General features: G+C 29.1%; 10 protein-coding genes. All 10 read right to left on the bottom strand.

Going from position 1 to position 13,967, the window contains the following annotated elements:
- Nucleotides 1-43: 43 nt before the first annotated feature.
- Complete coding sequence (scm1, locus tag SSYRP_RS02950) at nucleotides 44-1,264, bottom strand: motility-associated protein Scm1 (protein WP_016340825.1); 1,221 nt, start codon at nucleotides 1,262-1,264, stop codon at nucleotides 44-46.
- A gap of 110 nt (nucleotides 1,265-1,374) precedes the next feature.
- Nucleotides 1,375-3,624, bottom strand: a complete 2,250-nt coding sequence (locus SSYRP_RS02955; protein ID WP_016340826.1) for a RelA/SpoT family protein — start codon at nucleotides 3,622-3,624, stop codon at nucleotides 1,375-1,377.
- A 58-nt stretch (nucleotides 3,625-3,682) separates the two neighbouring features.
- Entirely contained in the window at nucleotides 3,683-4,198 is a 516-nt protein-coding gene (locus SSYRP_RS02960) for an adenine phosphoribosyltransferase (RefSeq protein WP_016340827.1), read from the bottom strand.
- A gap of 13 nt (nucleotides 4,199-4,211) precedes the next feature.
- A complete protein-coding gene (locus tag SSYRP_RS02965; protein ID WP_016340828.1) occupies nucleotides 4,212-7,343 on the bottom strand; it encodes a protein translocase SecDF, variant type in 3,132 nt (1,043 codons plus the stop codon).
- A gap of 64 nt (nucleotides 7,344-7,407) precedes the next feature.
- Nucleotides 7,408-7,698: a hypothetical protein gene (locus tag SSYRP_RS02970; protein ID WP_016340829.1), complete on the bottom strand. Its 291-nt coding sequence runs from the start codon at nucleotides 7,696-7,698 to the stop codon at nucleotides 7,408-7,410.
- A gap of 53 nt (nucleotides 7,699-7,751) precedes the next feature.
- Nucleotides 7,752-8,720, bottom strand: coding sequence for a Holliday junction branch migration DNA helicase RuvB (ruvB, locus tag SSYRP_RS02975; protein ID WP_016340830.1), 969 nt, complete (start codon nucleotides 8,718-8,720; stop codon nucleotides 7,752-7,754).
- Nucleotides 8,707-9,276, bottom strand: coding sequence for a Holliday junction branch migration protein RuvA (gene ruvA, locus SSYRP_RS02980; RefSeq protein WP_016340831.1), 570 nt, complete (start codon nucleotides 9,274-9,276; stop codon nucleotides 8,707-8,709). The genes ruvB and ruvA overlap by 14 nt, the downstream gene beginning before the upstream one ends.
- 65 nt (nucleotides 9,277-9,341) lie before the next feature.
- Nucleotides 9,342-10,121: a hypothetical protein gene (locus SSYRP_RS02985; RefSeq protein ID WP_016340832.1), complete on the bottom strand. Its 780-nt coding sequence runs from the start codon at nucleotides 10,119-10,121 to the stop codon at nucleotides 9,342-9,344.
- A gap of 44 nt (nucleotides 10,122-10,165) precedes the next feature.
- Nucleotides 10,166-12,895: a DEAD/DEAH box helicase family protein gene (locus SSYRP_RS02990; protein ID WP_016340833.1), complete on the bottom strand. Its 2,730-nt coding sequence runs from the start codon at nucleotides 12,893-12,895 to the stop codon at nucleotides 10,166-10,168.
- A 29-nt stretch (nucleotides 12,896-12,924) separates the two neighbouring features.
- Nucleotides 12,925-13,950: a hypothetical protein gene (locus SSYRP_RS02995; protein ID WP_016340834.1), complete on the bottom strand. Its 1,026-nt coding sequence runs from the start codon at nucleotides 13,948-13,950 to the stop codon at nucleotides 12,925-12,927.
- Nucleotides 13,951-13,967: the final 17 nt, after the last annotated feature.

Here is a 13,967-nt window from a genome sequence, read left to right on the forward strand (position 1 = left end):
CGCCCCAGAACTTAAAAAAAAAAAAAAAACTGCCAAGCAGTTTTTATCTGTGACCACGGACAAGTAGTAAAAATGATATCACCAAAATTAATGAAAAGATAAAAGTTGTAATAATTGAAATATAGGCTGGATATTGGAAATATTTTTGGAAGGCAATAATTAATACTAACTGTCAAACAACACCAATAATTAATCATACTAGCATTTGAATAAACATTAATAAATTATACGAAAAGCGACGTAAGTTTTTTAAACGATACAACATAAAATACAATGGGAAAAAACTGGTAAAAATTAAAACTAAGGCAATTGCGATAATAACATAGTTTGCAGTTTGAAAACCATTTAAAGGAATAAAGGTTGGGAAAATCATGACAGCAATAAACCCAAAGAATAATAAGATCATTCCAATATTACTTCCTAATCTTGTTCGTAATTCACGTCTTGAACTAATATTGACAAAACCTAATCATTGGCTGAAACTACTTGCGCCACCATAAGATAATGATTGTGGAGTAACTACCCGTACCGCTTGATTAATAATTAAACTAACAAGGTAAATTACAAAAAAGATTGGTGTTAAAAAGATTAAAATAACCATTCCCGCCTGTAAAACAGCAGTTTGGTTACTAAAGAAATGATTTAAACCAAATTGATTAATCACCAATCCCACAATTGAAAAAATTGTTGGGTGAAAAGTTGTTCCATTTTCAAAAGTAACAATATTGCCATCAGCAGATAAATTATATCACGCCAATTTTTGACTATTATTAAAAGCTGAATTATCTTGAATTGCTATCAAAAATAGTCCGATAAATAATAATAAGTAAGTAATAATCCCAGTGATTCGTTTTGATAATAATGTTATTTTAACTAATCGCTCATTTTTTCATTTTGCTTGATTATTGATAATTGATAACGTAATAACAAAAATTGCTAATCCTCCCCCAATTAAGGTAAAAATTGGTAAAAAAATGTATAACAATAATGATCAAAACTTAAATAAACCTAGCCCTGGTAAACTAAAAATTCCTTCAAATGATGAATATGATAATAAAAAATTAAGTAATGAATAAGCACTATTATTGCTAAGATTTGCTAACGGATTATTTGTTAATCCCGGAATACTCAAGGCAGTAATGGCAGCGGCTTTAATATCACCAACTTGACCATTTAAAACAGGAATAAAGACAACTGATAACAAAATTGTTAACAATGTTACTGCTCAAACAGCACTAAATTTAATTCACGTTTTTATAGACATAACTTCCTCCAAAAATCTATTTTTAAAGCTCCACTGTTTATTATAACAACCTTCAAAACAATATTAATTGAAACTATACTAAAATAATACCATATTTTATTACGAAAAAACTACATTAAAATTCTTTCAACCGTTTTAATATCGGGAATTGATAATAATGACGAGCGAATTTGGCGCAAACGATCAACATTAGCAACTTTAATAATTAACTTAATTGAAATTGTCATTAAATCACTACTTGTATTTGCATTAATCATCTGAATTGAAGCATTTAAATGACTTAATACTTTCGTAATATCTGCTAATAATGCTGGGCGATCAATTGCTTCAATTCTAATCCCACAATCATATTGTTTATTTTTACATACAAGTTCATTTCAAACAACATCAACTTGACGTTCTTGTTTATCTTCACTTTGAATATTATGACATTCTTTTAAATGCACTTTAATTCCTTCTGATTTTGAGACATAACCAACGATATCTTCATAAGGAATTGGTAAACAACATTGTGAAATAATAACTTTAATACTTGTAATTCCTTGGACAATAATGTCATCTTTTAATTGCGCTTTTTTATATTTTTTATCCTGTAACTTTTTCAAAATCTTTTGATTTTGATTTGTATCAGGATCATAATAAATTAAATTAACTGCTTCTTCAATTGTATATTCATCATTAGCGACATCTAATAAGAAATCTTCAATATTTGTATAGTCAATTTCGCGTAGCCGTTCTAATTGTGTGTCAGCATCAACTAATTTATATTTTAAATCTTTTTTACCAATATATTCTTCAATCTGAGCTTTAGCGGTTTTAATTTTCTCCAAGTTTTGTGTTTTTAAATCACCACTTGTTTCAACTAATTCTTTTTTTAAGTATTTCCGAATTTTTTGGACAGCGGATGAAGTTTTGGCAATCACTAATCAGGAATGATTTGGTTTTTGGGTCACTGATGTTTTAATATCAACAACATCTCCTGATTTTAAGACGGTTGCAATTGGGGAAAATAACCCATTAATTTTGGCCCCAATTGTTTTTTCCCCAATTTCAGAGTGGATTTTATAGGCAAAGTCTAATACTGTTGAACCAAATGGTAATGTCACAACTTTCCCGTTGGGAGTTAAAACATAAACTAACGAAGCAAAAATATCATTTTGAATAATTTCTTCCATTACTTGGTCAGGCTTATAAACTTCTTGCTGTATTTCATCGCGTTCATGAACGGTTAAATTTTCAAGGTCTAAAATTCGCTTGAAAATATCTAGCCGATCATCAATGTCTTTTTGTTTTTTCTGCACATCATAATTTTCGCCTTCTTTATAGCGTCAGTGGGCAGCTACCCCTTGTTCAGCAATTTCATCCATTTCTTCTGTCCTAATTTGAACTTCAAAAATTGAACCATCTTCAGCGGCAATTGTTGTATGTAAAGATTGATATAAATTATGTTTTGGCGTGGCAATATAATCTTTAAAACGGTTATTTAATGGGGTATATTGTTGATGAACAAACCCTAATACTTTATAACAGTCGTCAATTGAATTAGTAATAATTCTTACCGCTAAGATGTCATGAATATCATCAAAATTCTTTCCAAACTGATTCATTTTTCGATGAATTGAATAAATTGATTTACTGCGACCATAAATCTTAACATCCATTTTTTTCTGGTTAATTAAAATGTCTTTCAATTCCTCAATTTTTTTGTTAATAGTATTTTCCCGTTCTTTATTACTTGTTTCTAATAAAGTAATAATTTTATTATATTCTTGCGGGTTTAAAATTTTAAATGATAAATCTTCAATCTCTGATTTTACTGCCTTCATCCCTAAACGATGGGCAATCGCTGAATAAATTTCTAAACTTTCTTTAGCAATAATTTGTTGGCGTTCAGGGGATAAAAAATTAATTGTTCGTAAATTATGTAAACGATCAGCTAATTTAATAATAATTACCCGAATATCTTTCGCCATTGATAAATAAAGCTTTCGTAAATATTGGGCTTTAATTTGGGTACGATTTTCTTTTGCAAAATAACTAACTTTTGTTACTGCTTCAACTAAATTAGTAATTTCAAGGCCGAACAGTTTTTGCATTTCTTCATAAGTCGCAGGGGTGTCTTCAAAAACATCATGTAATAATCCGGCAATTAAAGTTTTTGGCCCCATTTTTCATTGGGCTAAAAAAAAGGTTGTTCATAATGGATGAATAATATAAGGTGCCCCACTTTTACGAATTTGGCCACGATGTTTTTCTTCGGCAAATTCATAAGCTTTCACAATTTCATTTAAACTCTTTTCATCTTTAATATAGAGTTTAATTTGTGCTAAGACATCTTCAAATTTTATATTCTGATCCACTATAAACACCTCTTTTACTTACATAACAATAGCGTTTATAATTATATACTTATTTAGCTTAATATTCAACTAATGATGTTGTTGAATATTTTAATAACCCTGAATCTTTTGGTACGGAAGTTAAATTAATTAAAAATCCTAAACCAACAACCGTTGCTCCTTGTTCTTCCACTAAGTCACAAATTGCTTTAACAGTCCCCCCAGTGGCAAGAACATCATCAATAATCAAAACCCGATCATTTGGTTTGATTGCATCAAGATGCATTTCTAACATATTTTCGCCATATTCTAAACTATAATTTTTGCGAACAACAGTCCGGGGTAACTTTCCTGGTTTACGAACAGGGACAAAACCAACATTACTATTAAAACTAACCGCCGGCCCGAACAAGAAACCTCTTGCTTCAGGGGATAAAATTACGGTTGGTTTTAATTGTTTTACCAACTGGCTAAATTCCTCAATTACGTAGTGAAAAGCACCAGCATCATTCAATAATGGGGTAATATCTTTAAAACTAATACCTGGGGTCGGAAAGTCAGGAACATTAACAATATATTTTTTTAAATCAATCATTTTGATGCTCTCCTTAATCATTTATCCCGATGACAATTTGTTCATCAATTTCAACTCGTTGTGAGTCTAAGTAATTTTTTACCCGAATTTTATTTAAGGCACGGTATTTTTCTAATGATACTCAAATTGGAATTCCAATTAACAATGTTGCAAACATTCCAAAGAAAATTCCTAAGAAAATTACCAAGTTAAAGCCAAATAAACTTCCTGAAAATGCTGCTAATACTAATAATAATGAACCTAAAATAATTAATAATGTTAAACAATGTTTAAACATTTGTTTAATTGTAATATTAGCAATTTTTTGTAAAAAGTTATTTGCTAGATCATACTGATGGAACTCTTTATTAATTACTTTTATTTCTTTTTTATTTTTCTTTTTAATTTCAGCCGCTTGAGTTTTAATCGCTTTAATTTGCGCTTTAAAAGTCTCTTTAAATTCGCCACGTTTTAATTCCGGGTTTGCTAAACGTAAGGCTTTAATTTCAGCTTTGACATACTGTTTTGGTTCATTACGTAGTTTTTTAACTGCGTTATGATGTTTTGACATATAATTAAAGAATTTTTCGTATTCAACATTATTAACTGTTCGTTTATTTTGTTTTGCTCGAGCCATAATAATTGTTCCAATTGCCATCGCAAAACCAAAAATAGCAATAAAGGCAACCAACATTTCAAAAGTAATTAAAATTTGGAAAATAATCGCGATTGAAACTGTAATTGATAAAGCAAATAAACTTCCTAAAACAATTCCAACAAACTGCGCTCAATCTAAACGGAATAATGTATAAACAAAAATACATAAAATTCCAATTGCAAAACTAATTAGGGTAATAATTAAAGCTTTTACTTCCATAATTGGATTAGTTTGATACATATTAATTCCGCTATCTTCTGCTGATGCTCCATAATATGAAGCAATTGAAGCTAATAATGCTCGGGCATAGTTAGAACCAGTAATATTTGTACTTACAACTAAAACTTTTGTATCATTTAAACGTTTAATTGTATATAAGTTATAAGTAAATTTCGTTTTTATTTTATGTTCACGAATGATGGTATCAAGATGGTTAGCTAAATCTGCTTTGGCTTTTTCTTCATTTTCATGATCTTGTCAATATTCGCTTCCAATTGTGATTTCTGTTCCTTTTTTAATTGAACTATCAAAATTAGCGGCTCCTGTTAAAGCAATAATAATTGCGGCAATAACTAAAATCAATCCAGCAATTGGTGTTCATTTTGAAAAGTGGTAAAAACGCGCTGTTAGTTTTTTTGGTTTTTTACTTTTTTTCAAACTATCATTAATTGGAGTTTCTGTCCCCACCACATCACTTTTTGCTGGGGTTTCACTTCCAACTACTGTTGCTGTTGCTGTTGCTGTTGCTAATAATTTATCATCGCTATGATAAGAATACCCGTTTTTTTTCTTTTTCAAAATTAATTTATTAAATGAATATTGGGGAATATCTAATCACTTAAATTTTTCTTGTCAACGTAATTTAATTACAACTCAATATAATAATCGTGCAACAGCAAAGACCATTACCATTGCAATAATTAAGTTAACTAATAAAATTGTTGCAAACGATTTAATATTATTTGTTCCAACTCAGAATAAAGATAATCCTAAAATAATTAACACAACAACTGCATCAACAAATAAGGCAATTGTTTGTTTATTAGCAATCTTAACCGCTGGTTCATAGGGAACACCATTTTCATAACGTTCACGCTTATAGCGAGAATAAAATAGAATATTTCCTTCTAATCCGATTCCAAAAGCAATAATTAATGCTGAAATACTTTCAGGAGAAATTTGAACCCCTAGTAATGATGAAAAATATAGCGTTAAAATAATCGTAAAGGCTAATGTTAAAACGCCAATAAAACCAAATAAACGATAGTAAACTATTAGATAAACAAAGATTGCTAACGTTAAAACGCCAAGAATTACCATTGAAATAATAAAGATTGGTTGTGATACAACTGGATCAATTTCACGGTATCCCGAAATTACAAAGGCATAACCACTTAGCCCACCATTAATTAAGTTACTAATTTGTTTTGCTTCGGTCGCAGTTGTTGTTTGAATTGTATTTGAGTTAGCCCCTGCTCCAACCCCTTTATTAATTGAATCTCAGTTAATTAAATATTTTTTATATTTATCTGTTAATTTTTTTGAATAGTCAATAATCTGTTTTAATTTTGGACGAATTGGATCAAGATAAATATTTGAAATTGCCGCTTTATCGTTTGGATCAATAATTAAATCATTATGTTTAACATCCTGAAAAGTAAATTTCTCACTTTTCATAACTTCAACTAACTGGGCTCCAAATAATGAAGTTGTTAAGAGATTATCGCGTTTTGTGCTAGATGTTCCAGCATCATAATATTCAAAATTAAAAATTTTTAAAACATTATTATCGGCAGCTAAACTTAACTGATTAAAAGCAGTACGAATAATTTCAATATTATCAGTATCATGGCGTAAATCATCAATAAATTGACCAATATCCGTTCAAATATACAATGGTTGTGCATTACCTTGTTCTGGTGTTAGTGAATTAATAATTTCATTTCACTTAACTTGGTCTTTGATTTGTAAAGTAATAACTGGATTACGAGCTTGGTCAACCCCTGTTGTTGAGCCCGAAATAACATCACTTAATGGTGTTCTTTCATTATCTTTAACCAATAAATCTTTTCCTGTACTATCAGTTAAATAAATTGCTCCTAAACGTTGAATATTATTAATTAAATCATTAAAATTAGTGAAATTATTTTTACCAATCATGACTTCAACACTATGTTTCCCTAATGTTTGTAAATATAAATTAGAATTATTTAAAGGGTCTAACTTGGCTTTCAATAATTCTAAACCTTTTTCACTATTTCCATTTGGAGTATTAGGGTCAGGATTAGTTACGGAATGATCATAAACATCAACTTGAACTTGGTATCCACCAGAATAAGCTATCCCCGTTTTGTACTGATAACGGAAATTATCGGCAGAAAAAAAAGAACCAACAATAATAGCAACAGCAAATAAAACTAATATTGAAATTCGAGCAATTAATTTAGTAATTTTTTTCTTATCAACTGGGCTTTTCTTAGTTTTTTTTGTTTGTTCTACCTGTTGCACTATTTTAACACCACAATTCTTTCTTTTTTGATTTTGCTATTTATATTGTACACTATAATTAAAATTATTTCTTAAACATATCTTCAAATTCTTCTAAAGAAATATTTTTGTCCATCACTTTTTGGTTATTCATAAATTCAATAATCCGGTTAATTTTAATATTAAAAATATAAAATGCCCCTTCACTAACATCTGTAATTTTTCGATCAGGTAATATTACTTGTAATAAATAATTAGTTACATCAAGCTCGCTAATATTTGCGTTAATTAGTTTTAGCTCAATTGTTTTTAAACTAATCATTTTTTGCAAATACTTGCTAAGTTGGCGTTCATTAAGTTGTTTATTTTCTTCCATATAATCACCTTATGTTATTTCATTTTATATTATAAACTAACTTCTTTTAAAAATTAACTATTTTCAAATTTTTTAAAATTTATTTTTTGTAAAAAGCCCTGCCCTTTTACAGTTATTACGCGACCCCGGTTTGTTTTTTCCAAAAATCCTAGCTTTAATAACAGCGGTTCAACACTATTAGTAATATTTACCACTGGTTCATTTAAAACTTGGGCAATCATATCAATCCCTGTTGGCTTATTACCAAAAGTATTATTAATAATCGATAAATAGTTAATTTCTAATTTACTGATTCCCCCAAGATAAATTTGTAAATTTTTAAAAACAACTTTAATCAAAACAATTGTGATTATTTTACAGTTTGTTGTTAAGGCGTAGTCATAAATCCTTTTAAACAAATTGATGGCAATCCGAGGATTAAAACGGCTATGTTGGGCAATAAAATATGCTTCTGGCATTCCTAATTTAATTGTTTGTTGTTGGGCACAATTAAAAATTATTTGTTGCAAGTCAGCTAGCGTATAATTATTCATTGTTAAATTAATGGGAAAACGTTGAATTAAGGGTTGGGATAAATGATAAAGATTTGTAGTTGCTCCTATTAAGGTAAATTTTGGTAAAGGAATATTAATATTTTTACTATTATAATCTTTGCCAATAATTAAATTTAAAGTATTATCTTCTAAGACAGGATATAATAACTCACTAACTTCTTTACTTATCGCATGAATTTCATCAATAAAAACAACCTCAAAATCTTTTAATTGCGTTAAAACACATATTAAATCACTCGGTTTTTGCAGATTTGGACCATGTAAAATATGGGTTTTTGTTTTTAACATCACCCCTATTAAATAGGCTAAACTAGTTTTCCCAACACCAGCTGGACCAGAAAGCAAAATGTGATCAACAGCGCGGTTTTCTAATTGACTAGCAGTAATCGTAATTTGTAAATTAGTTTTAAGATCTTCTTGGCCAATATATTGTTCTCAAGAAGTTGGGCGAAAATTAGCTTTGCCCATTATTTGCACTGATTTGCTTTAACACAGCCGTTAAATATTGTTCCAAATTACTCTGCTCGGGAAGCGCATTTAACGCCCGGTAAATTATTGGTAGTGAATACCCTAGTTTTTTTAAGCAGTCAATCATACTATTTTGAATATTATTATAGCTTTTCCGAAAATAAATTTTTTGTAATGTTGTCATGATTAAACGAGCACTGTGATTTTTTAACCCTTTCAATTGGCATAATTCTTCAATCGCGCCATTTTTAATCATTCCTAAAAGTTGTTCAACACTTAATTGTTGTAAAACTAAACAAGCTGTTTTGACACCAATTGAGGGAATCATTAGTAAATCTAAAAATAGTTTTCGCGTCTCTAAAGTTAAAAACCCATATCATTGGTAATTAACATAATCATTGTTAACTAATGTTGTATAAAATTGATAAGATTCATTTGTTTTAATTTTAAGCGGTTTGTAAGTAATAATCATAATTTCATAACCTTGATTATTAACATCTAGCCATACTTTTTGACTAGCAACATTTTGAACTATTCCTGTTAAATAATTAAACATTATCTTACTCCTTTCAGATAATAATTATCACAACGATCATTTATTTCCTCTAAATAAAAAAAGACTTATTCTTGTCTTTTTTTTCCGTAACTAATAAAAGTTTTTAGCAAACTTGTCATTTTTAATAAGTCATTATAATTTTTATCAATAATTTCATTTAAATGTTCTGCTTGATATTGTTGCAAATTTTGATAAAGATTTTTTTTATCATATGAATAAAAACCATCCAAGCGCCGTCAAATATTATCTCAGTACTGACGATCATTATTGGCCGGACGTAACATAATTTGATATAACTCATCAAAGCGTAAAAACTGGTCAATTTGTTTAACTTTCAAAGGGGTTGAATCTTCGCCCAGATACAGCTGAAATAAAGTTTGATTTGCATATAAATCATAAATATCAATTATTGTTAATTTTTTTAATCGAAATCAGCGCGGTCAACGTTTCGTCATTACAGTAATTAATTCTTGTTCTAATTCTTTACCCAGAACTAACAATGTTTGAATATTATGTTTACGAACTAGTTTAGTAAGAAAAAGGGCAAATGATTTAAAACTATGTAGTTTTTTATCATTTATATTTCAATTTAAATGATAGTGATATGCCATTAATTCATCCAAAGGTTTTTTTAATAAGGTTGTTGGGTTAAGAATAACATTAACACCAACTAAAAAAGGTTTAGCGTTACATTCTTTTAGATGATCATAATCCTTATAATCTTTTTTAAAATGATACGCTTCAAAATCAAGGGCCAAAATTGGAAATTGCCATTGTTTTATTAGCGCCGCAATTTTACCTTGATCATATTTAATTAATAAATCATCTTTTCTTTCGTCTTGCATCTGTCTTGTTCATTTCTTGTTTTTTTAATTATATCAAATTAACCTTAAATTACCGCAAATTGCCCAGTTAAATATTTACTATCTAATAACTGTTCAAAGCTTCCAATCCCAATATAGCGATATAACTTTAATTTTAAATTTGGATAACTTAAATTAATCTTATTTTGTAAAAATAAATATTTTTTAATTTCCTTATTTTCCATATCTTTAACAATTTTATGATTAATTGTCATTTTTTCGGGTACCGATCAATAAAATTTTTGCTGTTGGTCATCATAACCTGTTAACTTCCCATAACCTTGGCCATCTTCATCCGCTAAAATAACTTGATAATGATTATCAAAAGTTAAATATCCCGCTTGAAAAGCAATAATTCGTAATGCCCCACGGTTCAATAAAAAATTTGTTCGACCAATTATTGCTAAAACTTGTTTGACCGTAAAGGTACATTGTTTTAATAATAAATTATTTGCCCCTCCTGCCGTTTTCAGCAAAGTTTCATGTTCTAACTTATATTTTAAAATAATTAACAATTCACGGACAATCATTTGATTATTATCAATAATTCTTTGAACTAAATCAACTTCCTTTTGATAATTTGGTAATAACTTTTCAAAGACCGAATGGCTAGTTACTTCATATAATAATGATGTTACCAATAAATTATCATATTCCAAATTAATTTCGCCAGGTGATAATTTTTGGGCTAACCGTAAATAAAAGTAATTAACAATCTCATAACTGTCTAAAAACAAGAATTGTTTTAATAAATTTTGATTACGTTGTAAATCATTTTGCCCAGGACTATACTTACGATAATTATTGGCAAGGCGCAAATAAAAATCATTAATATGATTATAAAATTGATAAATTGACATTTCGACATCAACTAGTAGTCGAGATAATCCTTCATCCTGATATTTTTGATAATATTCTTCGATTTGCGGTTGCAAGCGGTTTTTATGGTGATATCATTTTTTTAAATTATTAAGAATTAACTCTTGCGCTTTTTTTTCTAACGTAATTGTACAATTATATGGCAGCCCTGCTTGTTGAGTTAACGATTTTATTGATGTTAGGTTAGGGTCAAATAAATTTTTAATTCCAATCGTCAAATCATATTTACTATCAATATTACTAATTAAATCGTAAACCTCTAATTTCCCTTTCCGAGCCGTTTTTCGTAAGCCACGCCCTAATTGCTGTAAATAAACTGTTCGGGAATTAGTTGGGCGTAGAAGAATAATTGTATCAATTTCTGGGACATCAAGACCTTCATTAAACATGTTAACAACACATAAATAATTAATTCGACCAGTTTTAAATTGATGTAAAATTGTCGTGCGTTGGTCACTAACTTCGCTTGTTAAATAAGCGGCGCGCAGATTTTTGCTCTGTAAAAAATTGGCAATTATTTTCGCATGCTCAGTTGTCACACAAAAGATTAAAGCTGTTGGATGAGCATAAACGCCCAAGTACTTTTCAATTGTGTTAAATAATAAATCATTACGCGCGGGGGTATTTAATTTCTGGAAAACTTGACTATCAGAAGATAAGTCCACCCCTTGTAAATCAGTGGTAATATCGTCAATACAGTAATAATCAAAAGCGGCTAATAAGCCCTGATTAATGGCGCTTCATACTCTTAATTCATAAGCATATTCATCATCAAAATATTCTTTAATTGACTTACCATCTTCTCGTTCGGGGGTTGCTGTTAAGCCTAAGATTTCGCGGGGTTGAAAATAATTAAATACCTTTTCAAAACTTACTGCTGCAATATGATGGGCCTCATCAAAAATAAGATAATCAAAATGATTTGGGTCAAATTGATCTAAATTATTTAACATTGTTTGAATTGTCGCAAACAAATGATCTTGCTTATCCGGTACTTTTCCTTCAGACATTAAAAGACCAAAGGTATTATCTTGTAATACTGTCCGGAAAGTTTTTAGCGCTTGCTCAACAATTTCGCGCTGATGAGCTAAAAATAAAATTTTTAATCTTCGTTTATGGCGTTGACATTGCTTCAAATAATCAAACGCCCCAATGACAGTTTTTCCTGTCCCTGTTGCCATGATCACTAAATGTTTGTTTTTACCTCTTCCCCGACGATATTCTAAATGGTCAATAATTTTTTGTTGGTAGTCGTACAAATATTTTTTAATGGTCTCAAATTCAGTTTCGTTAGTACCAAACATTCCAACAATTTGCTGTTCTTGATTACGGGCAATTTTTGCTAATAATGCTTGGCGCGCTGTTTGATCATTAAAATTAATTAAATTATTTTCTCAGAGATGATTAAACTCATTAATCATTTTTGTAATAACATCCTTGTTTGCTGGTTCTTCCAATTTAACATTTCATTCCCGACCAGTAACCATTCCACGGTAAGTTAAATTAGAAGAACCAATAATTACTGTTGACTGATGATTTGGTCGCGAAAAAATTGAAGCCTTAATATGAATTCGCTCACTTCGCTTTTCAAAATTATCTTCAACATGAATTAAAATATTATTATAAGTTGTAACTAACCGTTCTAGCTCATTAAAATCATTAAATTGGGCTAAATCATCAAATGTCGTTGTAATAATGCGAATCATAATATTATGATTTTGACAATATTTAATTGATCTTTCAATTTTATTAATAATACTTTTTGAAATAAAAGGAAAAATCAATAGCACTTCTTGCGCACTCCGCATTTCTGCATTAAATTCGGTAATTAATTCTTGCGCAATATGATTGGTAAATAATTTGCTAATGTGATTCATCCCCTTTCTGAAAAATAGGCGGCGCTAACTTATTTAACATCAACTATATCAAACTGATTGGCTCAATTTAAACTATCTTTTAATCAGTTTAAATCAATTTGCATTTTTGTAATAATATCATTAGTTACATGATCTCAATCACTAAAAAATTCAACATCATTAATTACCATTTTATGGTCATTTCAGCCATCAACTAAATAACTCTGGAAAATTAAAGTTAAAATCCCATCCTCAAATATCATCACAGGGATTGTTGCTGATTTTTGTTGTTCAGCAATTAGTTTCGTTTGGACAGATGGGGGTAAAACATGACTAAGATCTTTTTGATTGCTCCCCACAACAAAAATGTCATCAAAAGTAGGATTACCAGTTTTAACTGTCTGGGCTGGACGGAAAAAATCATTATTAAGATCAACTAATTGAATTATCATATTATCTTTAACGGGTTTTTTCAAAGGTTTTAAAGTTAAAATTGGAACCCGATAAAAAATTGGTTCAGTATAATTTGAACTAGTTTTCTTCTTTGTTTTATGGGTAATTGACCCTAAAGATATTTCAAAACTAGTATGATGTAAATTTAAAACTTGGTCTATTTTTGTATTATTTTCAAGATTAACAACTTTACTTGGTGGTAAATTATAACTGCTGCTAATATTAATTACATCAATTTTATCCTCAAAAGTTTCTTTTAGACCCCAGTCATATAACTTTTTAAAATCTAAATTATCTAAAATGTTTTTTTGCAAACGCATTATTTTTGTTCATTTAATTAAATAATAAATAATAAAACCGTCAAAAACTAACCCTAAGATAATTGTTACGACAGGAATAAAATAATATAGTCCTGGTGTTTTTTTAATATAAAACATTGCAAAAATAAAAATTGCAACTAATGTTAATAAGGGTCCAAAAAATAACATTCAGCGGATCGCAATTTGTCATTTTTTTGTTGGTGATTTAAAAATAACCTTGCTTTTATTAAATTTTGCTAAAACGCTATTAATTTCGTTTTTTGATTTTTGTACTCAGCTACTTTGTTCGGTTTGCTTTGCCATAAATTTATTTTTTCCTT

Origin of the sequence: Spiroplasma syrphidicola EA-1 (genome assembly GCF_000400955.1) — a bacterium.
Lineage (GTDB): Bacteria > Bacillota_I > Bacilli_A > Mycoplasmatales > Mycoplasmataceae > Spiroplasma > Spiroplasma syrphidicola.